Genomic DNA, 22,760 nt, shown 5'->3' with positions numbered 1-22,760 from the left:
TTTAAGCTTTTATTGACATCCATTAAGTCCAGTTATGTGTTATATAAGGGTGTCGTATCTTGTAAATATTATTTTAACTTGATACAGATACTTGATGTTATTTCATTATTTTAAACCGGATTAGTTAAAATGAATGTTATAAAAAACTGTCTTTCATCACTCAACAATCTTTTAGGTATAAGTTGTAGGTCATATGCGGTTTCAGAAGGACATGTGGCAAGTAAATTTTTGGGAGGGGTATTAGCTGTAAAAAATTCACCTGTAGAATTGCTTACACATAGAAATGCAGATTTATCAAAAGAGCGTTTTATTACACAGAGCGTCTTGTCAAATTTCGGAATTCGCAAAGATTTTGTTGCAGTAAGAGTTCAGGAGGATAAATTTACAGATTTTAAAAACAAAGAGATACAAGGTCATAAGGAGACGGTGGCAAAAGTAAGAGATTGGTATAATCCATATGAAAATTATCTTGGTATTCCTATGGGGCGACTTGAGTCATCATCCGATGTGGCAAAAAAAGAGTGTAGAAATGCCATGAATGTCATGTTGATGGAAAAAAATGTCTTTGATGAAAAAGTATTAAATGCTGATAATTTACAGAAACAATATGGAGGTAATGTAAATAAAAGCTGGGTGGTTGCACCGTTGACAGAGCTCCTTGAGAAAGGTGCGAAAGTTTATCCGGATGAATCTTGTGCATTAAGATTAGGAGAGCCGTTTATCATAACTCTTCCGGAAACGGCAAAGGTCAATGTTGATATCTATCCAGTGAACAAAAAATAGATATGCCTGTATCATCTGGATGGGGCTAAACACGATTCGGATGATATTAAAATTTATAGCGGTTTAATTAGTTTTAAACCAGAAAATAAAGCCTCGCTCGCCGGGGCTTTAAAATTTATATCAGACTCATTTAGCTTCTGTTCAGTAGTCTCATATAGCCACTGTTAATTTACTGACCTGAGTGGCCAGTTCAAAGATAAAATTGAGTTTATCCGGGGGGTTGGTAGAAAAGTAAAAAGCATGGCTAACATCAAAGCCGTTAATTTTAAAGTATTCTTCTATTACCGAGGGGAATTCAGGAGCAGAAGTAAGCCTATCGCCGTCAAATGGTGTCTGATGCAAGGGTTCTCCTTCTAACGATGAAAACAACGGAAGACGGGGATTTTATTGTCGATGTGGTCAATATATGGATACGGTTTAAAATAAAACCTATTCTTTTGATGCTTTACACGTAAATGAAACGCGCCCGAAGGCGCGTTGGCGATACACTCAATGTAAGGGACTACTCTTCTTCTGCTTCGACGAAGTTAGCGTCTTTCACCGACGCGGTGGCCCGACGGGCTTCGCCTTTGTGCTGCACTTTATTGAGCTGGCGTTCCAGCTTATTGATCAATTCATTAATAGCGGTGTACATATCTTCGTGTTTTGCACTGGCGACCAGGTGACCGTTTGGCGTATTGATGGTCGCATCGGCAATAAAGCCCTGTGGCTCTTTAGACAGAATGATATGCGGATTAATCAGGTGAGTTTGCCATTTTTCCAGTTTGGCGAGACGGTCTGCGACATGTTGGCGGATTGCCGGAGTAATTTCCATTTGTTTACTGGTAATGTTCATTGTCATAAATTTTACCTCTTGTCTTTCCCGTCTTGGTAATTCCAGCATACCGTTCCTAATGTCAAAATGTGTGATGTAAATCACATTATTTTGTCACTTTTTGTCAAGGAGAACATTTTGTGAGGCATCGCAGGAAGAGGCGATTTTTTACTTGAGGAAAGCCTGAAAGGAGGCCATAGTTGACTGGATATGTTGCAGTAAACTCGTCTCTGTAACGCTTGATACCGAAAAAAACGGCAGCCAGGAGGCTGCCGTTTTGCTTGTCTGCATGACATCACGTGTTTTTGCTGTTGGCGGCAATGATTTTTGCCACTTTGTCAGCCTGCGCATTGAGCTGCATCTGACGATAGGCGTTTTCCATCAGCGGTAACGCATCGCGTGTGGCCTGCGTATCCGGATAATTACGCAGCATACCTTCTACCCGGTTAACTACTGCGACCCATGCGCCGCGTGCGGTATAGTACTCCGCGACGGAATATTCATATTTTGCCAGACGGTCTTTCAGGAATACCAGGCGCTTAGTGGCGTCGGTCGTATACTGGCTATTAGGATAATTGCGTACCAGTTTCGAAAAGTCATTGAACGCCGCCCGCGCATGTTGCGGATCGCGATCGCTGCGATCGACGCCAAAGAAACCTTGCAACGCGCTATCATCCAGCGCCATGTTCGTCAGGCCACGCATGTACATGACGTAGTCAATGTTGGGGTGCGTTGGGTTAAGGCGCATAAAACGATCGATGGCGGCCTGCGCGAGCGGCAAATCGGCGTTTTTATAATAGGCGTAGATAAGATCCAACTGCACCTGCTGAGAATACGGTCCAAATGGATAGCGGTTATCTAACGCTTCCAATTGCGTTATCGCCTGTTTCCAGTTACCGTCCTGCAGCTTTTGCTGAGCAGTCGCGTAGATTTCATTAGGCGGATTATCGGGCACCTCTTCCTTTGAACCCGAGCAACCCGCCAGAAACAGGCTCAACGTGGCTGCTGCCACCAGATATTTCATGCGCGTCATGACGTTTTGACTTTCCTCAAAATGTTTTACGGGAGATTCTCTGTTCCTGCTCCCGGTTAAGACCAGCTACAATAGCACACTATATTAAACGGCAAAGCCGTAAAACCCAACGTTAAACGAAGAAGCTGTATATGGCACAACGAGTACAACTCACCGCAACGGTCTCCGAAAACCAACTCGGTCAACGCTTAGATCAGGCTTTGGCCGAAATGTTCCCGGATTATTCACGTTCACGTATAAAAGAATGGATTTTGAACCAGCGCGTGCTGGTTAATGGTCAGCTTTGCGATAAACCAAAAGAAAAAATGTTAGGCGGCGAGCTGGTGGCCATCGATGCGGAGATCGACGAAGAGAGTCGCTTCGAGCCCCAGGATATCCCGCTGGACATCGTTTATGAAGATGACGATATCATTGTTATCAACAAACCCCGCGATCTGGTCGTACACCCAGGTGCTGGTAACCCGGACGGGACGGTATTGAACGCGTTGCTGCACTATTATCCGCCGATTGCTGATGTGCCCCGTGCGGGTATTGTGCATCGTCTGGATAAGGACACGACAGGGCTGATGGTGGTGGCGAAAACGGTTCCGGCGCAAACACGTCTGGTGGAGTCTTTACAGCTGCGCGAGATTACTCGCGAATATGAAGCGGTCGCGATTGGCCATATGACGGCGGGAGGAACAGTGAATGAACCTATCAGTCGTCACCCGACCAAACGAACCCATATGTCGGTACACCCGATGGGCAAGCCGGCGGTGACCCATTACCGTATTATGGAGCATTTTCGTGTGCACACGCGTCTTAGATTGCGTCTGGAAACTGGCCGCACGCACCAGATCCGCGTGCATATGGCGCACATCACGCATCCGCTGGTCGGAGACCCGGTATATGGTGGTCGTCCACGCCCGCCAAAAGGCGCATCGGAAGAATTTATCTCTACGCTGCGTAAGTTCGACCGTCAGGCGCTCCATGCAACGATGCTTCGCCTTTACCACCCTGTATCAGGTATCGAAATGGAATGGCACGCGCCGATTCCCCAGGATATGGTGGAACTTATCGACGCGATGCGCGCTGATTTCGACGAACATAAAGATAATGTGGATTGGTTATGACTTCGCTGATTGTCCCGCAGTGGCCGCTGCCGAAAGGCGTTGCTGCCTGTAGTTCTACCCGTGTTGGCGGCGTAAGTTTACCGCCTTACGACTCGCTGAATCTGGGCGCGCATTGTGGCGATAATCCGGAGCATGTTGACGAGAATCGCAAACGTCTGTTTGCGGCGGGCAATCTGCCTTCAAAACCCGTCTGGCTTGAACAGGTTCACGGTAAAAATGTATTGAGACTTACCGGCGAACCCTATGACTCCAGGCGTGCGGATGCGTCTTACAGCAATACGCCGGGAACCGTCTGCGCAGTAATGACAGCAGACTGTTTGCCTGTGCTATTCTGTAATCGAGAGGGAACAGAAGTGGCGGCGGCCCATGCGGGCTGGCGCGGATTATGTGAAGGCGTACTGGAGGAAACTGTCGCCTGCTTTGCTGATAAGCCAGAAAATATTATCGCCTGGTTAGGTCCGGCGATCGGCCCCGCTGCTTTTGAAGTAGGACCGGAAGTGCGCGAGGCATTTTTAGCAAAAGATGCGCAAGCCAATCGCGCATTTTTGCCGCGCAGGGATAAATTTCTGGCGGATATTTATCAGCTTGCACGCCAACGTCTGGCGAATACCGGGGTTGAACACGTCTATGGCGGGGAGCGCTGTACTTTCAGCGAAAGTGAGACTTTCTTCTCTTATCGTCGTGACAAGACGACAGGCCGTATGGCAAGTTTTATTTGGCTGATATAACCTAAAGAATCAAGACGATCCGGTACGGGTAACTTTCTTTTCACATAATTCAGGTCATTCACCTTGAATAATTGAGGGATGACCTCATTTAATCTCCAGTAGCAATTTTGACCTGTTATGGGAGGAGTTATGCGTCTGGATCGTCTTACTAATAAATTCCAGCTTGCTCTTGCCGATGCCCAGTCTCTCGCGCTGGGGCACGACAACCAATTCATCGAACCTCTTCATTTAATGAGCGCCTTGCTGAACCAGGAAGGGGGATCGGTTCGTCCTTTATTAACCTCTGCTGGCATCAATGCAGGCCAGCTACGCACCGCCATTGATCAGGCGTTGAGTCGATTACCTCAGGTGGAAGGTACCGGTGGCGACGTGCAGCCGTCACAGGATCTAGTGCGTGTATTGAATCTTTGCGACAAGCTGGCGCAAAAACGGGGGGACAACTTTATCTCGTCAGAGCTATTCGTTCTGGCAGCGCTTGAGTCTCGCGGCACGTTAGCCGATTTGCTGAAATCAGCCGGTGCGACGACCGCTAATATGACGCAGGCAATTGAACAAATGCGTGGAGGTGAAAGCGTGAACGATCAAGGGGCTGAAGACCAGCGCCAGGCCTTGAAAAAATATACCGTCGATCTGACTGAACGGGCCGAGCAGGGTAAGCTCGACCCGGTAATTGGTCGTGACGAAGAAATTCGCCGTACTATTCAGGTACTGCAACGCCGTACTAAAAACAACCCGGTGTTAATCGGGGAGCCAGGCGTGGGTAAAACTGCCATCGTTGAAGGGCTGGCGCAACGGATCATTAATGGCGAAGTGCCGGAGGGGTTAAAAGGCCGCCGTGTACTGGCGCTGGATATGGGCGCGCTGGTGGCCGGAGCGAAATATCGTGGTGAATTTGAAGAGCGTCTGAAAGGCGTCCTTAACGATCTCGCCAAACAGGAAGGCAACGTCATCCTGTTTATTGACGAATTGCACACCATGGTCGGGGCCGGTAAGGCCGATGGCGCAATGGATGCCGGCAACATGCTGAAACCGGCGCTGGCGCGCGGGGAACTGCACTGCGTCGGCGCCACAACGCTTGATGAGTATCGTCAGTACATTGAGAAGGATGCTGCGCTGGAACGCCGTTTCCAGAAAGTATTCGTTGCCGAACCCTCAGTGGAAGATACCATCGCCATCCTGCGCGGTCTGAAAGAACGCTATGAGCTACACCACCATGTGCAGATCACGGACCCGGCAATCGTTGCGGCGGCAACCTTATCGCATCGCTATATTGCTGACCGCCAGCTGCCGGATAAAGCCATTGACTTGATCGATGAAGCCGCATCCAGCATTCGTATGCAGATTGACTCCAAACCGGAGGAACTGGACAGACTTGACCGTCGCATTATCCAGCTCAAACTGGAACAGCAGGCGCTGATGAAAGAGTCTGACGAGGCGAGTAAAAAACGTCTCGATATGCTGAACGAAGAACTGAACGACAAAGAACGTCAATACTCTGAGTTAGAAGAAGAGTGGAAAGCGGAAAAAGCCTCGCTCTCCGGCACACAAACAATTAAGGCCGAGCTGGAACAGGCGAAAATTGCGATTGAACAGGCGCGTCGCGTGGGTGATCTGGCGCGGATGTCTGAGTTGCAATACGGGAAAATCCCGGAGCTGGAAAAGCAGCTTGAAGCGGCAACCCAGTCCGAAGGGAAGACCATGCGTTTGCTGCGTAATAAAGTGACGGATGCGGAAATTGCCGAAGTGCTGGCGCGCTGGACGGGCATTCCTGTTTCCAGAATGCTGGAAGGCGAGCGTGAAAAGCTGTTGCGCATGGAGCAGGAATTACATAGCCGGGTGATTGGTCAGAACGAAGCGGTAGAAGCGGTATCAAACGCCATCCGTCGTAGCCGTGCTGGTCTTGCAGATCCAAATCGACCGATCGGTTCTTTCCTGTTCCTTGGGCCGACTGGCGTTGGTAAAACCGAGCTGTGTAAGGCATTGGCAAACTTTATGTTTGATAGCGATGACGCCATGGTGCGTATCGACATGTCCGAATTTATGGAGAAACACTCCGTGTCTCGTCTGGTTGGTGCGCCTCCGGGATATGTCGGCTATGAAGAGGGCGGTTATTTAACGGAGGCGGTGCGCCGTCGGCCTTACTCCGTCATCCTGCTGGATGAAGTTGAAAAAGCGCATCCGGATGTCTTTAACATCCTGTTGCAGGTGCTGGATGATGGTCGTCTGACTGACGGACAGGGGCGTACGGTCGACTTCCGTAATACGGTCGTCATTATGACGTCTAACCTCGGCTCTGATTTAATTCAGGAACGCTTTGGCGAACTGGATTATGGTCGGATGAAAGAAATGGTATTGGGCGTGGTGAGCCATAACTTCCGTCCGGAATTTATTAACCGTATAGATGAAGTCGTTGTGTTCCATCCGCTGGGTGAACAACACATTGCCTCTATTGCCCGGATCCAGTTGCAACGTCTGTACAAACGTCTGGAAGAGCGCGGTTATGAAATCCACATTTCTGACGAGGCGCTGAAACTGCTGAGCGCTAACGGTTACGATCCAGTCTACGGGGCGCGGCCACTGAAACGCGCTATCCAGCAACAGATCGAAAACCCACTGGCACAGCAAATCCTGTCTGGTGAGCTGGTGCCAGGGAAAGTTATTCGTCTGGAAGCCAACGATAATCGAATTGTGGCAGTGCAGTAAGTCGCAAATTTGAATAAAACGGGCCCGCCAGGGCCCGTTTTTGTTTAAAATCCAGGCGGAAATAAACTATCAGCGCATATTTTGTCTGAAAAATGAGCGGTTGAGCTTTTTTTTGTATTTAAGCCTTGTCAGACCCAAATAACTCCCTATAATGCGCCACCACTGACACGGAACAACGGCACACAGGCCGCCGGGTCAGCGGGGTTCAGACCAGAACCTCACGGAGAAAAGCGAAAACAAACGCTTGACTCTGAAGCGGGAAAGCGTAATATGCACACCCCGCGCCGCTGAGAAAAGCGCAGCGGCACTGCTCTTTAACAATTTATCAGACAATCTGTGTGGGCACTCGAAGATACGGATTCTTAACGTCCTCGGACGAAAAATGAATACCAAGTCTCTGAGTGAACACGTAATTCATTACGAAGTTTAATTCACGAGCATCAAACTTTTAAATTGAAGAGTTTGATCATGGCTCAGATTGAACGCTGGCGGCAGGCCTAACACATGCAAGTCGAACGGTAACAGGAAGCAGCTTGCTGCTTTGCTGACGAGTGGCGGACGGGTGAGTAATGTCTGGGAAACTGCCTGGTGGAGGGGGATAACTACTGGAAACGGTGGCTAATACCGCATAACGTCGCAAGACCAAAGAGGGGGACCTTCGGGCCTCTTGCCATCAGATGTGCCCAGATGGGATTAGCTTGTTGGTGGGGTAACGGCCCACCAAGGCGACGATCCCTAGCTGGTCTGAGAGGATGACCAGCCACACTGGAACTGAGACACGGTCCAGACTCCTACGGGAGGCAGCAGTGGGGAATATTGCACAATGGGCGCAAGCCTGATGCAGCCATGCCGCGTGTATGAAGAAGGCCTTCGGGTTGTAAAGTACTTTCAGCGGGGAGGAAGGCGACAAGGTTAATAACCTTGTTGATTGACGTTACCCGCAGAAGAAGCACCGGCTAACTCCGTGCCAGCAGCCGCGGTAATACGGAGGGTGCAAGCGTTAATCGGAATTACTGGGCGTAAAGCGCACGCAGGCGGTCTGTCAAGTCGGATGTGAAATCCCCGGGCTCAACCTGGGAACTGCATCCGAAACTGGCAGGCTTGAGTCTCGTAGAGGGGGGTAGAATTCCAGGTGTAGCGGTGAAATGCGTAGAGATCTGGAGGAATACCGGTGGCGAAGGCGGCCCCCTGGACGAAGACTGACGCTCAGGTGCGAAAGCGTGGGGAGCAAACAGGATTAGATACCCTGGTAGTCCACGCCGTAAACGATGTCGACTTGGAGGTTGTGCCCTTGAGGCGTGGCTTCCGGAGCTAACGCGTTAAGTCGACCGCCTGGGGAGTACGGCCGCAAGGTTAAAACTCAAATGAATTGACGGGGGCCCGCACAAGCGGTGGAGCATGTGGTTTAATTCGATGCAACGCGAAGAACCTTACCTGGTCTTGACATCCACAGAACCTTGTAGAGATACGAGGGTGCCTTCGGGAACTGTGAGACAGGTGCTGCATGGCTGTCGTCAGCTCGTGTTGTGAAATGTTGGGTTAAGTCCCGCAACGAGCGCAACCCTTATCCTTTGTTGCCAGCGATTAGGTCGGGAACTCAAAGGAGACTGCCAGTGATAAACTGGAGGAAGGTGGGGATGACGTCAAGTCATCATGGCCCTTACGACCAGGGCTACACACGTGCTACAATGGCGCATACAAAGAGAAGCGACCTCGCGAGAGCAAGCGGACCTCATAAAGTGCGTCGTAGTCCGGATTGGAGTCTGCAACTCGACTCCATGAAGTCGGAATCGCTAGTAATCGTGGATCAGAATGCCACGGTGAATACGTTCCCGGGCCTTGTACACACCGCCCGTCACACCATGGGAGTGGGTTGCAAAAGAAGTAGGTAGCTTAACCTCCGGGAGGGCGCTTACCACTTTGTGATTCATGACTGGGGTGAAGTCGTAACAAGGTAACCGTAGGGGAACCTGCGGTTGGATCACCTCCTTACCTGAAAGAAACGGTCTTTGCAGTGCTCACACAGATTGTCTGATGAAAAGTGAAAAGCAAGGCGTCTTGCGATTGAGACTTCAGTGTCCCCTTCGTCTAGAGGCCCAGGACACCGCCCTTTCACGGCGGTAACAGGGGTTCGAATCCCCTAGGGGACGCCACTTGCTGGTTTGTGAGTGAAAGTCACCGGCCTTAATATCTCAAAACTGACTTACGAGTCACGTTTGAGATATTTGCTCTTTAAAAATCTGGATCAAGCTGAAAATTGAAACACAGAACAACGAAAGTTGTTCGTGAGTCTCTCAATTATCGCAACACGAAGAGAAACATCTTCGGGTTGTGAGGTTAAGCGACCAAGCGTACACGGTGGATGCCCTGGCAGTCAGAGGCGATGAAGGACGTGCTAATCTGCGAAAAGCGCCGGCGAGGTGATATGAACCCTTGACCCGGCGATGTCCGAATGGGGAAACCCAGTGTGACTCGTCACACTATCATTAACTGAATCCATAGGTTAATGAGGCGAACCGGGGGAACTGAAACATCTAAGTACCCCGAGGAAAAGAAATCAACCGAGATTCCCCCAGTAGCGGCGAGCGAACGGGGAGGAGCCCAGAGCCTGAATCAGCAGGTGTGTTAGTGGAAGCGTCTGGAAAGGCGCGCGATACAGGGTGAGAGCCCCGTACACGAAAATGCACCTGGTGTGAGCTCGATGAGTAGGGCGGGACACGTGGTATCCTGTCTGAATATGGGGGGACCATCCTCCAAGGCTAAATACTCCTGACTGACCGATAGTGAACCAGTACCGTGAGGGAAAGGCGAAAAGAACCCCGGCGAGGGGAGTGAAAAAGAACCTGAAACCGTGTACGTACAAGCAGTGGGAGCACAGGTTTACCTGTGTGACTGCGTACCTTTTGTATAATGGGTCAGCGACTTATATTCTGTAGCAAGGTTAACCGAATAGGGGAGCCGGAGGGAAACCGAGTCTTAATTGGGCGTTAAGTTGCAGGGTATAGACCCGAAACCCGGTGATCTAGCCATGGGCAGGTTGAAGGTTGGGTAACACTAACTGGAGGACCGAACCGACTAATGTTGAAAAATTAGCGGATGACCTGTGGCTGGGGGTGAAAGGCCAATCAAACCGGGAGATAGCTGGTTCTCCCCGAAAGCTATTTAGGTAGCGCCTCGTGAACTCATCTCCGGGGGTAGAGCACTGTTTCGGCTAGGGGGCCATCCCGGCTTACCAACCCGATGCAAACTGCGAATACCGGAGAATGTTATCACGGGAGACACACGGCGGGTGCTAACGTCCGTCGTGAAGAGGGAAACAACCCAGACCGCCAGCTAAGGTCCCAAAGTCATGGTTAAGTGGGAAACGATGTGGGAAGGCCCAGACAGCCAGGATGTTGGCTTAGAAGCAGCCATCATTTAAAGAAAGCGTAATAGCTCACTGGTCGAGTCGGCCTGCGCGGAAGATGTAACGGGGCTAAACCATGCACCGAAGCTGCGGCAGCGGCACGCAAGTGTTGTTGGGTAGGGGAGCGTTCTGTAAGCCGTTGAAGGTGTGCTGTGAGGCATGCTGGAGGTATCAGAAGTGCGAATGCTGACATAAGTAACGATAAAGCGGGTGAAAAGCCCGCTCGCCGGAAGACCAAGGGTTCCTGTCCAACGTTAATCGGGGCAGGGTGAGTCGACCCCTAAGGCGAGGCCGAAAGGCGTAGTCGATGGGAAACGGGTTAATATTCCCGTACTTGGTGTTACTGCGAAGGGGGGACGGAGAAGGCTATGTTGGCCGGGCGACGGTTGTCCCGGTTTAAGCGTGTAGGCTGGTTTTCCAGGCAAATCCGGAAAATCAAGGCTGAGGCGTGACGACGAGGCACCACGGTGCTGAAGCAACAAATGCCCTGCTTCCAGGAAAAGCCTCTAAGCGTCAGGTAACATCAAATCGTACCCCAAACCGACACAGGTGGTCAGGTAGAGAATACCAAGGCGCTTGAGAGAACTCGGGTGAAGGAACTAGGCAAAATGGTGCCGTAACTTCGGGAGAAGGCACGCTGACATGTAGGTGAAGCGGTTTACCCGTGGAGCTGAAGTCAGTCGAAGATACCAGCTGGCTGCAACTGTTTATTAAAAACACAGCACTGTGCAAACACGAAAGTGGACGTATACGGTGTGACGCCTGCCCGGTGCCGGAAGGTTAATTGATGGGGTCAGCGGTAACGCGAAGCTCCTGATCGAAGCCCCGGTAAACGGCGGCCGTAACTATAACGGTCCTAAGGTAGCGAAATTCCTTGTCGGGTAAGTTCCGACCTGCACGAATGGCGTAATGATGGCCAGGCTGTCTCCACCCGAGACTCAGTGAAATTGAACTCGCTGTGAAGATGCAGTGTACCCGCGGCAAGACGGAAAGACCCCGTGAACCTTTACTATAGCTTGACACTGAACACTGGTCCTTGATGTGCAGGATAGGTGGGAGGCTTTGAAGCGTGGACGCCAGTCTGCGTGGAGCCATCCTTGAAATACCACCCTTTAATGGCTGGTGTTCTAACGTGGGCCCCTGACCGGGGTTGCGGACAGTGTCTGGTGGGTAGTTTGACTGGGGCGGTCTCCTCCCAAAGAGTAACGGAGGAGCACGAAGGTTGGCTAATCCTGGTCGGACATCAGGAGGTTAGTGCAATGGCATAAGCCAGCTTGACTGCGAGCGTGACGGCGCGAGCAGGTGCGAAAGCAGGTCATAGTGATCCGGTGGTTCTGAATGGAAGGGCCATCGCTCAACGGATAAAAGGTACTCCGGGGATAACAGGCTGATACCGCCCAAGAGTTCATATCGACGGCGGTGTTTGGCACCTCGATGTCGGCTCATCACATCCTGGGGCTGAAGTAGGTCCCAAGGGTATGGCTGTTCGCCATTTAAAGTGGTACGCGAGCTGGGTTTAGAACGTCGTGAGACAGTTCGGTCCCTATCTGCCGTGGGCGCTGGAAGATTGAGGGGGGCTGCTCCTAGTACGAGAGGACCGGAGTGGACGCATCACTGGTGTTCGGGTTGTCATGCCAATGGCACTGCCCGGTAGCTAAATGCGGAAGAGATAAGTGCTGAAAGCATCTAAGCACGAAACTTGCCCCGAGATGAATCTTCCCTGAGACTTTAAGTCTCCTGAAGGAACGTTGAAGACGACGACGTTGATAGGCCGGGTGTGTAAGCGCAGCGATGCGTTGAGCTAACCGGTACTAATGAACCGTGAGGCTTAACCTTACAACGCCGAAGATGTTTTGGCGGATTGAGAGATTTTTCAGCCTGATTCAGAATTTGCAAAAACGAAAGATTTTACGCTGAGACAAGGCGGCAAGCGAAGGAAAGGAAGGAGCATACAGAAGTATGTGACTGACGCCCGCACGAGCAGCCAACGCCGTATCAGTGGAAAAGATTCGTTTTCAGAGCACAAAGAATTTGCCTGGCGGCACTAGCGCGGTGGTCCCACCTGACCCCATGCCGAACTCAGAAGTGAAACGCCGTAGCGCCGATGGTAGTGTGGGGTCTCCCCATGCGAGAGTAGGGAACTGCCAGGCACCAAACAAGAAGAAGCCCATCCTGACGGATGGGCTTTTTTGCGTCTGTGTCCCGCAGACCAGGTAAGCGTAGCGTCATCAGGCAGTCTGTCTGCACCTTTCCGGCGTTGCCGGATGGCGACTTTTCCCTATCCGACTTACGAAACCGACGCTATTGTAAGCCGGTAACTTTAGTGCCACCAGGTAAAAACTGTCTCATTATCAATGATGAGCTATCCTTAAATTCGCTTATGTAAGCGGTGAGGATCTCCATTGGCTATTAAACCTTTCAACTACCAACAGGATTTCTCCAGTATCGACTTCCGTCAGCATCCTGAATTGTATCAGGTTGGACGGGGGGAACAGGGGGTTTTACTGGTTGAGCCCTACAAAAGCGAAATTCTTCCTTTCTGGCGATACAAAGATGAAGCATCTGCGGTTACATCAGCAGAACAGATCTACCAACTGTTTGAAACTTACCGCCAGCAGGATGATTTCGTTGGTATGGATATGGCGCGTAAATTTATTCAGATGGGATATACCCGTGCCAGGCGTTACGCTAACTATAAAGGCGGCAAAAAGTATGCAGAAGACGGTAGTTTGAATACACGAGGTAATGATCCTACCAAAGCAGCAGCAGCAACTGTTTTCAAAGGTTGGTGGGATAAAATTCGTCAGGATGAAGACTATTTAAAAAGAAAACGCGAGCATCAGGCACGTTGGGGTTAAAAATTATCAAACAAATAATTAACACTTTATTTACTTTTGTGGCTCGCGTAATCTGGATCTCCAAAATAAAAGGCTCAGCAAGCCTGGTAATAAGGAGAACAGTATGGCAGTAATTATTCAGCACATAGATAAAAACAACGCTGAGGTTCCGGAGGTTCGACGTCGCGTGTGGGCTATCGTAGGAGCATCTTCCGGGAACTTAGTGGAATGGTTTGATTTCTATGTTTACTCCTTTTGCTCGCTCTATTTTGCTCATATCTTTTTTCCTTCCGGTAACACTACTACTCAACTTTTGCAAACGGCAGGTGTTTTTGCAGCGGGTTTTTTAATGCGGCCTATCGGTGGTTGGTTATTTGGACGTATTGCCGACCGGCGTGGTCGTAAAGCCTCAATGTTGATTTCGGTGTGCATGATGTGCATGGGGTCGCTAATGATTGCTTGTCTACCTGGTTACGATACTATCGGTACCTGGGCTCCGGCGCTGTTACTTATTGCTCGCCTCTTTCAGGGACTTTCGGTGGGTGGTGAGTACGGAACCAGTGCAACGTATATGAGTGAAGTTGCGCTTGAAGGACATAAAGGATTCTTCGCCTCGTTTCAGTATGTCACGCTGATCGGTGGACAACTCCTGGCACTGCTGGTCGTTGTGGTTTTGCAGCAAGTTATGGAGGACGCTGCGCTTCGTGCCTGGGGCTGGCGTATTCCCTTTGCGTTGGGTGCCGTGCTGGCGATTGTGGCGTTATGGTTACGTCGCCAGTTGGATGAGACCTCAAAACATGAGACTCGTGCGTTGAAAGAAGCCGGTTCGTTGAAAGGACTGTGGCGTAATCGCAAAGCCTTTTTAATCGTACTCGGATTTACCGCTGCGGGGTCGCTGTGTTTTTACACCTTTACAACCTATATGCAGAAATATCTGGTGAATACGGCGGGTATCCATGCCAATGTCGCCAGTGGCATTATGACGGCCGCGCTGTGTGTCTTTATGTTAGTGCAGCCGCTTTTTGGCGCGTTATCCGATAAGATAGGCAGACGTACCTCAATGCTATGTTTTGGTGCGCTCGCGACCTTTTTTACCGTTCCGATTCTGTCGGCATTGCAGAATGTCACGTCGCCTTATGCCGCATTCGCTTTGGTCATGTGTGCGTTATTGATAGTGAGCTTTTACACGTCGATTAGCGGGATCCTGAAAGCGGAAATGTTTCCGGCACAAGTTCGTGCGCTGGGCGTCGGTTTATCTTACGCAGTTGCCAATGCGTTATTCGGCGGTTCAGCGGAATATGTCGCATTGTCGCTAAAATCTGTCGGTATGGAGAGCTCGTTCTTCTGGTATGTAACCGCGATGGCTATCCTGGCCTTCCTGGTTTCACTGATGTTGCATCGTAAAGGAAAGGGTCTGCGTCTTTAGTGCTGTGCTATCTGCCAGATAGCGTAACCGGCTGTAGCGCCAGCGACATCCCAGGCAAAATCTTTCCAGCTCCAGCCGCTTCCTTGCGGGCGGCTGTCCCAGAATTCTTTTGAAGCTCCGAGACTCAAAGAAAACATCAGCCCTATCGCTGCGCTGCGGTCGGAGTTCTCTCCCTGTTGGCGCGCATACTCATTACCCGCTGCTGATAACATCGCTGATGCCATAAAATGCTGGGCTTTATCCTGACCACTCCAGCGGTCGTTAGCCAGGTGGCTACAGCCGGAGAGAAACAACACCGTAAAAGGAATCAACACGCGCACCAGTTCACTCCTAAGAGAAAACCCCGTACAGGACGGGGCTTCGATTACAGGATACGGCTAATTAATCTGTCGATGCGGATCCGGCGCAGACGGCGAATCAATTTACGCACTTTTACCGGATAGTCGGCAATGCTCTGCAGGTCGCGATAGTGTTTTACAATAGTCGTGTGCGTCCGGATAAGCTCCAACTCTTTTTCCCGCTGAGGGGCAAGTTCCTGCTTAGGATCGTGGATCAGAATGGCGTTTTCCAGATCCAGACGCCAGGCGCGGGGATTCAGATTGTTGCCAGTGAGCAGCATCCATTTATCATCTACCCACATCCCTTTCAGATGATAGGTATTGTCGTCGTCTTTCCACAGACGCACCACAAGTTGATCGGTATTGACGTAATACTGTAAACGGCTCAGGAAGCGGCGCAGATTAATCTCATAGAGATAGGGTAGTGCGCCAATGATCTTGAACGGTTCATCTTCCGGAATATAAAAATCATTCGCGGTTTTATCGCCAACAATGATTTCGACTTTCTTACCGTCGCGCAATAGCTGAATAATATTCCGTACCAGTATCGCTGGCAGATTAAAGTAAGGCGTGCAAATGGTAAGCTTCTGCTCTGCACAGGGCATAAGATGGAAAATGGTTTTGTTCAGCAGACTGGATTTACCAAGCCCGACCAGCGGCGTAACGGAGAGTTGTTCATCATTAGCGTCGCCCTGAAAATGATATGACGCATCGCGCAGTTCCTGGCGGTATAAGCGGATATCATTTTTAATCTCCGGGCTTTTCGGTCGTTGGGTATTATCCAGACGATTCACGCCGCGACCCTTCATCAGATTCCGCGTAACCCAGTCAAACATGATGTCAGCCATTTGCGGATTACGAATCAGCTGATAGCGGTCGTAACGGTATTTATCATGCTGATGCAGATAAACATCGTTCAGGCTGGCACCGCTGTACAGGACGCTATCATCAATGATAAAGCCTTTAAAATGCAGTACGCCAAGCGCTTCTCGCGTATTGATCGGTACGCCGTAGACCGGGACATCAATTCCTGGATTTTCCTGCGCCAGTCGGCAATACCAGTCTGCGTTAGTATTAGAGGCCGCAGCGCCAATGCGCCCACGCTGTGCGCGATGCCAGTCGACCAGCACCCGTACGTCCAGCTCAGGACGCTGCCGTTTAGCCGCATAGAGCGCGTCGAGTATGCCTTTACCCCCATCGTCCTGTTCCAGATACAGGGCAACGATACAAATACGCTGCGTCGCGCTGGCGATTTTCTCCAGCAGTGTCTCCCGGAAAGCGGCGGGAGTATAAAAGAAATCTACATCATCAACTGACTGAGAAATCTTAGGGAGTTGGGCAAGGTGTTGTTGATGTTTATTACGCTTAAATTTTGACAACATCACAGTGCATTTCTTCTCTGTTCATTGAAGGGTCCTCTGTGCTATGCAGACGACATAAGCGAGCAATAATAACACCAGTCCCTGTTAAAGTGGTCAACATTTCCAGTGCATTACTCACGATTCATCATATTGAGCCAGATTTAGCGTTAATCCAACGATACCCTCTTCGAGCTGAATATCGACCTGAAATCCTAATTTTCTGGCCAGCGCGACCATGCCGCGATTGTTGGGCATCGTAATACCGTTCAGCCGTCTCAATCCGTGATCGCGAGTATAGGTAATCAATTTCTCCATTAAACGGCGTCCTAAACCTAACCCTTTGAGATCTGAACGCACCAATACGGCAAATTCGGCATCTACGTTGTCAGGATCGGAGATCGCGCGCGTTACGCCGAGGATCTCTTCAGCGTTGTCCATCCGCCTCACGGCCACAAAGGCCATTTCTCGATCGTAGTCGATCTGCGTCATGTTGGCTAAATCTTCATGGGTGAATTCGTTGATCTCGCTGAAATAACGGTAGTAGAGATCTTCTTTGGTGACCTGTGCGATGAATTGTCGTAGTTGGGGTTCATCTTCCGGCAGGATCGGACGGAACAAGCAGCGATCGCCATTTTTCATCTCTACCCACTCTTCAAGCTGGTGAGGGTAGGGGCGTACAGCAAGTCGGCTTTCGTTATCGCCGTCAAACGGAGCGATATCCAGTGTCACATCCAGCGCGGTAAACTCACTGGCGGAAGCCAACAGTGGATGGATATCCAGACGCTGAATTTCCGGACAATCGACAATCAGGTTTGAAACCTGGACCAGTAGCTGGCTTAATCCGACGATATCCAGAGGACGCAGCGCGCTACGGGCGCGAATTTTTCGTTGTTTTATGCCCTGAATCACCAGGTAGCGTGCCAGATTCATGTTGAGTGGCGGCAGCGCGACGACGGCCTGCTCTTCCGGACGCCACTCCACGCCACCTTCACCCAGCATAATTAAAGGGCCGAACACCGGATCGTGCTCGACCACAACGCGAAGCTCCTGCGCTCCGGCGCGGTTAGCCATGCTTTGTACCAGCAAACCATGGATACGCGCCTGCGGCCAGGCCATCTTCACACGGTCGAAAATAGCGTTCGCGGCCTGTTGTACCTCGTTTGCGGTCCGCAGGTAAAGCATGACCCCCTGGACTTCAGATTTATGCGGAATGTCGGGCGAACGTAGCTTGAGAGCTACCGGATAACCTATTTGTTCGGCGATATGCACCGCTTCAGCGCTGTCGCTGGCAATCCAGGTTGGGAGTGTATGCAGCCCATAGGCGTGTAAAATCGGCTGTACTTCATGGGTATCCAGTGAGGTGGCGCCTTCCGCAATTGCTTGTTGCAACAAGTTATGCGCGTCTGAGGTATTAGACGTCAGATTACTCGGCAACGCTGGCGTTTCCCGCAACTGCTTCTGGTTACGCCGATATTCCACCATATGCATAAACGCGGTAATCGTGCCTTCTGGCGTGCGGTAGGTCGGTAATCCAGCTTCGCTGAACAGCCGTCTTGCCTCCTGAGACGAGAACTCGCCGCACCAGTTTGTTAGCAGTGTAACGAATTTGCCTCTGGGATGGCGTTTAAGGGTTTCGATCAGCGCATGGGCGCTTTCTGTCCCTGGCGCGGCAGCGCTGGGAGAGTGAATGACCATAAGCGCATCAAAATCCTGGCAGGCGAGCAGGATATCCAGAGCTTTAACGTAATGTTCGCTGCTGGCATCATCACGCAGATCCAATGGGTTAGCGATATCAATATGAACGGGAAGCGCCTGCCGTAGCTGAAAACAGGTTTCTTCACTTAACGTTGCCAGTTTGCCATTGCGCGACCATAGCTCATCCAACGCCAGCGCAGCAGGCGCGGCGCCATTGCTGATGATCATCAATCTGTCGCCGCGTAGCGGACGCATATGGCTGAGCGTTTCGACGGCGGAAAAAAGCTCGTGCGTATCCTGGACTCGCAGCAGACCTGCGCGCTGTATTGCCGCATCCCATGCCGGGTCCATCCCTGCGCTGGTATTGAGTAAACGCTGGGCTGCCGGGCTTCGGCCGCTTTTAATTACCAGAATCGGTTTGTTACGTGAAGCGCTACGGGCAGCGGAAACAAAACGACGGGCGTCACTTAACTGTTCCAGATAGAGCAAAATCGCGCTGGTCTTGCCGTCGCGCGCCAGGTAGTCCAGCAGTTCATCGACGTCAATATCCAGACTATCGCCCAGCGCGATAAAATAGGAAAAGCCCATTTCACGCTGTTGCGCCCAGTCAAGAATAGTATTGGATACGGCGGCAGACTGGGAAATAAAGGCGAGCTTGCCCTGTTTAATCGGGACCGGCGAAAAGCTGGCGTTTAGTCCTTGCCATGGCGCGAGGAGCCCAAGACTGTTTGGGCCCAGCAGACGCATTTTATAACGCCGGGCGCAGGCAAGAAGTTCTGCATGTTGAGACGCGGGAGCTGAGAGAATAATGCACGTCTTACAGCCTTTCGCGCCAAGCGCGTCCAGTAGCGCCAGATTACGGCTGGCGTTGGTGCATAAAATAGCCAGATCGGGGGTAAAAGGGAGGCTAGCGATATCCGGCCAGGCCATAACGCCTAAAACAGCTTTCCAGGCGGGCGTCACGGGCAGGACGGGACCATTGAATCCTCCCGCCAACAAGTTACGCATCATCAGGTAACCCGCTCGGTGGGTTTTCATTGAAGCGCCAATCACCGCGATCGATTTTGGTCGTAGCAGTGCTTCCAGTCCTTGCTGGCTCATACCGGTCTCCCTTACGCAGAAGTGACCGGATGATTTTAAACGTTTTCTCTATTTTCTGCTGTGATGTTTCCCGGATGTTGCGTTTTTCCTGCCAGATAACGTGTTTTAAAACGTGTGAAATGTTCGCCTAAGCCGCTTGCGGCCTCGGTATCTCCCGCCATGTCTAACAGGGCGATTGCGACTTCGGCGGTACAGTATTGTCCTTCGGCGTGCATTTCACGCAGCCGATAAGCAGAAAGACGTGACAAGTCGACGGAGATCACGGGCAGGTTATCCAGATAAGGGCTTTTCCGAAACATTTTTCGCGCTTCGGGCCAGGTGCCATCGAGCATGATAAACAGCGGCGGTTTTCCTGTGGGGGGAGTAAAAATGACATCTCGCGTTTCGTCTGCGTAGGAGGCGGGAAAAACCACCATCGGCTGGTAATCCGGATGTTGTACTAACTCCAGCAGCGCCTGCGGCGGCTCGGTGCGCGACCACTGAAATGCGGCAGTGTCCGGCAAGATATCGGCTATCAGGCGGCCAGTATTGCTGGGTTTCAACGGTTCAGTGTCAAACATCACCAGACAAAAACGGCTTTTCGCCTGAGAAGGCGTTAGCGTATCACACAAGCAAAGTTTTTGCGGCAGCAGGCAACGCTGGCAGCGGCGAACCCGATTACCTCGGGCAAGAAAAGGACGCGTAGCGCGCGCAAGTCGTTCGGCGCGTAGTTGAAGGACAGCGTTATCGGTCATAGAAAGCGTGAGTGGCGAAAAACGCTATTGTGGCAGAGGTGAAAACGGGGCACAAGATATGCCCCGTGGCGTTTATAGCGATTCGTTCAGCCAACTGTCAAAAGGGGCTTTAGGCACTGCGCCATTGAGCATATCGACCATTTGCCCGTGCTTAAAGATCATAATCGTCGGAATGCTACGGATACCGAAACGGGCGCTAAGTTCGCGCTCTGCCTCAGTATTTACTTTAACAAAACGGACTTTACCGCTGCGTTCTTCAGCGACATCCTCAAAAATAGGCGCAAAGTTACGACAGGGGCCGCACCATGGCGCCCAGAAGTCGATCACCACGGGCAGATCGTCTTTTAACAGTTTGTCCAGCGTTTCGCCGGTTGCATTAATGACTTCTCCGTCAAACAACTCATGACCGCAACGTCCACATTTTGCCGCATCCTGAAGCCGATCGTCAGGGATGCGGTTGATGGCCTGGCAATGGGTACAAACGGTGTTCATAGCTAACCTCTGAATACGTCGGAAGGCATCCCACCAAGTGCAGGATGTTTCTATAATGTTACATATTATCGAAGAGTCGGTGCTAAACAACAATGTGTTTTATTCAATGGTTATAATAGTCGCAGGCTTTTAAACGAAATCATGGCTAACCAGATGCACATCGGGTAATCTTCGCGCTTCGCGCAGCGCTGGTGGAGAAAAGCATGAACGATGAATTAAAAAATAAAAGCGGCAAAGTTAAAGTGATGTATGTCCGTAGTGACGATGACTCTGATAAACGCACCCATAACCCACGTACCGGGAAAGGGGGAGGCCGCCCGGCAAAGTCTCGCACTGATGGCGGACGTCGCCCCGCCCGTGATGAGCGAAATAATCAGAGCCGTGACCGTAAACATGAAACCTCGCCATGGCGTACAATATCCCGCGCGCCGGGAGACGAGACGCCGGAAAAAGCCGATCACGGTGGTATTAGCGGTAAAAGTTTTATCGATCCTGAAGTGTTGCGTCGCCAGCGGGCGGAAGAGACCCGCGTCTATGGCGAAAATGCTTGCCAGGCGTTATTCCAGAGTCGTCCAGATGCCATTGTGCGCGCCTGGTTTATCCAGAGCGTGACGCCGCGTTTTAAAGAGGCGCTGCGTTGGATGGCAGCAAATCGTAAAGCCTACCATGTTGTCGATGAGACCGAACTGGCAAAAGCTTCCGGTACTGAGCACCATGGCGGCGTGTGCTTCCTGATTAAAAAGCGTAATGGCACAACAGTTAAGCAATGGGTCAGTCAGGCGGCGGATAAAGACTGCGTGCTGGCGCTGGAAGATGTCGCTAACCCGCATAATCTTGGCGGCATGATGCGTAGCTGTGCGCACTTCGGCGTGAAGGGTGTGGTGGTACAGGATGCAGCGTTGCTGGAATCCGGCGCGGCGATTCGTACGGCGGAAGGCGGCGCGGAACATGTCCAGCCAATCACTGGCGAAAATATTGTCGATGTACTGGATGATTTTCGCCAGGCGGGGTACACCGTGGTAACGACGTCCAGCGAACGCGGCCAGGCGTTGTTTAGCACGACGCTACCGGAAAAAATGGTACTGGTATTAGGCCGGGAATATGATTTCCTGCCGGAAGCGGCGCGCGAACCCGGCGATCTGTGCGTGAAAATTAACGGCACAGGGAACGTGGAAAGCCTGAATGTGTCGGTTGCGACAGGCGTGCTGCTCGCCGAGTGGTGGCGGCAGAATAAAGCGTAACGGATACGGCCCGGTCGCATAACGCGCGCTGGGCCAAAGTAGGGACACGTTTTCAGCGCTCAGTCTCGCGCCGTCATTCGGCATTAACATGGCGAGCCGCCAATGTTATTCACTCTCAGCCGGTAATACTGGCGTCCAGTCGATAGTTTTCTCGCCGTGTTGTTCCAGCCATTGATTCGTTAACACAAAGTGGTTGCAACCAAAAAATCCGCGGTGTGCAGAAAGTGGTGAGGGATGCGGGGCTTTCAGAATATGGTGGCGCTGCGGATCAATAATCGCGCCTTTCTTCTGGGCGTGCGAGCCCCACAGCAAGAAGACAACCCCTTCGCGGTGTTGGTTAATCAGGCTTATCACTTTATCCGTAAAGGTTTCCCACCCCAGGCTGGCATGAGAGTGCGCCTGGCCTGCCCGTACCGTGAGCACCGTATTCAGTAACAGTACGCCCTGGCGCGCCCAGCTTTCCAGATAACCGTGCGCGGGGCGAACAAAGCCGGGAATGGAGGCTTCCAGCTCTTTGTACATATTCACTAATGACGGCGGGGGGGCGATCCCAGGACGCACGGAGAACGCCAGACCGTGTGCCTGACCCGGGCCGTGGTAAGGATCTTGTCCCAGGATCACCACCTTAACGTCGCCCAGTTCCGTGAAGCGAAAGGCGTTAAACACATCTTTTTGCGGCGGGTAGACCGTGATACCCGACTGACGCTCGCCAGCAACAGTGTGAAGCGTATTGATAAAGTAAGGTTGCTGTTTCTCATCAGCCAGTACATCGTGCCAGGTTAACTCAGTCGCCATCTCGCTCTCCTGCGAATTTCCAGTCTCCTTAGCTTAACTGCTTCTTTCTGCTGTGCAAAATTCTCTGTGCCATCAACAACGTTACCCACAAAAGATAGTTGAAAGTTTATGTAAAAAGTTTATGGGATTGGATGGTGTAAGTTGATGTAAAACAATATATT

At 51.2% G+C, this 22,760-nt stretch carries 16 protein-coding genes, 1 tRNA gene and 3 rRNA genes; 11 read left to right on the top strand and 9 right to left on the bottom strand.

Annotation, left to right across the window (positions count from 1 at the left end; all coding sequences use genetic code 11):
* Nucleotides 1-129: 129 nt before the first annotated feature.
* Nucleotides 130-783, top strand: coding sequence for an EspJ family T3SS effector ADP-ribosyltransferase (locus SBG_RS12255; protein WP_015702972.1), 654 nt, complete (start codon nucleotides 130-132; stop codon nucleotides 781-783).
* Between the two features lie 150 nt (nucleotides 784-933).
* On the opposite strand, the gene SBG_RS22640 is transcribed toward SBG_RS12255, so the two are convergent.
* The 3 genes from SBG_RS22640 to bamD form a co-directional block, all read right to left on the bottom strand.
* Nucleotides 934-1,125, bottom strand: coding sequence for a hypothetical protein (locus SBG_RS22640; RefSeq protein WP_020844974.1), 192 nt, complete (start codon nucleotides 1,123-1,125; stop codon nucleotides 934-936).
* A gap of 160 nt (nucleotides 1,126-1,285) precedes the next feature.
* Entirely contained in the window at nucleotides 1,286-1,624 is a 339-nt protein-coding gene (gene raiA, locus SBG_RS12250; protein WP_000178448.1) for a ribosome-associated translation inhibitor RaiA, read from the bottom strand.
* 268 nt (nucleotides 1,625-1,892) lie between these two features.
* Nucleotides 1,893-2,630 (bottom strand): outer membrane protein assembly factor BamD, encoded by a 738-nt coding sequence (gene bamD, locus SBG_RS12245; protein ID WP_000197658.1) that lies wholly within the window; start codon nucleotides 2,628-2,630, stop codon nucleotides 1,893-1,895.
* Nucleotides 2,631-2,761: 131 nt separating this feature from the next.
* Between bamD and rluD the strand changes: the two genes are divergently transcribed.
* The 9 genes from rluD to SBG_RS12200 all read left to right on the top strand — a co-directional run bounded on the left by rluD (nucleotide 2,762) and on the right by SBG_RS12200 (nucleotide 14,842).
* Nucleotides 2,762-3,742, top strand: coding sequence for a 23S rRNA pseudouridine(1911/1915/1917) synthase RluD (gene rluD / locus SBG_RS12240; RefSeq protein WP_000079125.1), 981 nt, complete (start codon nucleotides 2,762-2,764; stop codon nucleotides 3,740-3,742).
* Nucleotides 3,739-4,470, top strand: coding sequence for a purine nucleoside phosphorylase YfiH (yfiH, locus tag SBG_RS12235; RefSeq protein ID WP_000202425.1), 732 nt, complete (start codon nucleotides 3,739-3,741; stop codon nucleotides 4,468-4,470). The genes rluD and yfiH overlap by 4 nt, the downstream gene beginning before the upstream one ends.
* Nucleotides 4,471-4,599: 129 nt before the next feature.
* Nucleotides 4,600-7,173, top strand: coding sequence for an ATP-dependent chaperone ClpB (gene clpB / locus SBG_RS12230; RefSeq protein WP_001235097.1), 2,574 nt, complete (start codon nucleotides 4,600-4,602; stop codon nucleotides 7,171-7,173).
* A gap of 450 nt (nucleotides 7,174-7,623) precedes the next feature.
* A 16S ribosomal RNA gene (locus SBG_RS12225) occupies nucleotides 7,624-9,165 on the top strand.
* 85 nt (nucleotides 9,166-9,250) lie between these two features.
* Nucleotides 9,251-9,326, top strand: a tRNA-Glu gene (locus SBG_RS12220).
* Between the two features lie 182 nt (nucleotides 9,327-9,508).
* A 23S ribosomal RNA gene (locus tag SBG_RS12215) occupies nucleotides 9,509-12,415 on the top strand.
* 198 nt (nucleotides 12,416-12,613) lie between these two features.
* Nucleotides 12,614-12,729: ribosomal RNA gene (gene rrf / locus SBG_RS12210) — 5S ribosomal RNA — on the top strand.
* Together the 16S, 23S and 5S rRNA genes with 1 tRNA gene alongside form the textbook arrangement of a ribosomal RNA operon.
* A gap of 252 nt (nucleotides 12,730-12,981) precedes the next feature.
* The gene (locus SBG_RS12205) at nucleotides 12,982-13,437 is read left to right on the top strand and encodes a DUF4385 domain-containing protein (protein ID WP_000985646.1); all 456 of its coding nucleotides are present in this window, start codon (nucleotides 12,982-12,984) and stop codon (nucleotides 13,435-13,437) included.
* Between the two features lie 103 nt (nucleotides 13,438-13,540).
* On the top strand, nucleotides 13,541-14,842 hold the full coding sequence (locus tag SBG_RS12200) for an MFS transporter (RefSeq protein WP_000268376.1): 1,302 nt from the start codon (nucleotides 13,541-13,543) through the stop codon (nucleotides 14,840-14,842).
* On the opposite strand, the gene SBG_RS12195 is transcribed toward SBG_RS12200, so the two are convergent.
* The 5 genes from SBG_RS12195 to trxC form a co-directional block, all read right to left on the bottom strand.
* Entirely contained in the window at nucleotides 14,839-15,162 is a 324-nt protein-coding gene (locus SBG_RS12195) for a YfiM family lipoprotein (RefSeq protein WP_001264479.1), read from the bottom strand. The two genes, SBG_RS12200 and SBG_RS12195, sit on opposite strands and share 4 nt — an antisense overlap.
* A 44-nt stretch (nucleotides 15,163-15,206) precedes the next feature.
* Nucleotides 15,207-16,562, bottom strand: a complete 1,356-nt coding sequence (gene pssA / locus SBG_RS12190; protein ID WP_000949280.1) for a CDP-diacylglycerol--serine O-phosphatidyltransferase — start codon at nucleotides 16,560-16,562, stop codon at nucleotides 15,207-15,209.
* A 114-nt stretch (nucleotides 16,563-16,676) separates the two neighbouring features.
* Complete coding sequence (pat, locus tag SBG_RS12185) at nucleotides 16,677-19,337, bottom strand: protein lysine acetyltransferase (RefSeq protein WP_000082661.1); 2,661 nt, start codon at nucleotides 19,335-19,337, stop codon at nucleotides 16,677-16,679.
* Nucleotides 19,338-19,372: 35 nt separating this feature from the next.
* Nucleotides 19,373-20,071 carry a tRNA-uridine aminocarboxypropyltransferase gene (gene tapT / locus SBG_RS12180; RefSeq protein WP_000131406.1) on the bottom strand — a complete coding sequence of 233 codons (699 nt, stop codon included), beginning with the start codon at nucleotides 20,069-20,071 and terminating at the stop codon, nucleotides 19,373-19,375.
* A gap of 72 nt (nucleotides 20,072-20,143) precedes the next feature.
* The gene (gene trxC, locus SBG_RS12175; RefSeq protein ID WP_001098730.1) at nucleotides 20,144-20,563 is read right to left on the bottom strand and encodes a thioredoxin TrxC; all 420 of its coding nucleotides are present in this window, start codon (nucleotides 20,561-20,563) and stop codon (nucleotides 20,144-20,146) included.
* Nucleotides 20,564-20,766: 203 nt separating this feature from the next.
* Here trxC and SBG_RS12170 point away from each other — a divergent pair, with 203 nt between their 5' ends.
* On the top strand, nucleotides 20,767-21,804 hold the full coding sequence (locus SBG_RS12170) for a tRNA/rRNA methyltransferase (RefSeq protein WP_000997356.1): 1,038 nt from the start codon (nucleotides 20,767-20,769) through the stop codon (nucleotides 21,802-21,804).
* Nucleotides 21,805-21,909: 105 nt separating this feature from the next.
* On the opposite strand, the gene ung is transcribed toward SBG_RS12170, so the two are convergent.
* Complete coding sequence (ung, locus tag SBG_RS12165; protein ID WP_000179979.1) at nucleotides 21,910-22,599, bottom strand: uracil-DNA glycosylase; 690 nt, start codon at nucleotides 22,597-22,599, stop codon at nucleotides 21,910-21,912.
* Nucleotides 22,600-22,760 lie beyond the last annotated feature (161 nt).

It is taken from the genome of Salmonella bongori NCTC 12419 (assembly GCF_000252995.1).
GTDB lineage: Bacteria > Pseudomonadota > Gammaproteobacteria > Enterobacterales > Enterobacteriaceae > Salmonella > Salmonella bongori.
Note: the sequence above shows the minus strand (reverse complement) of the source record. Positions and strands in the feature narration are given on the sequence as shown.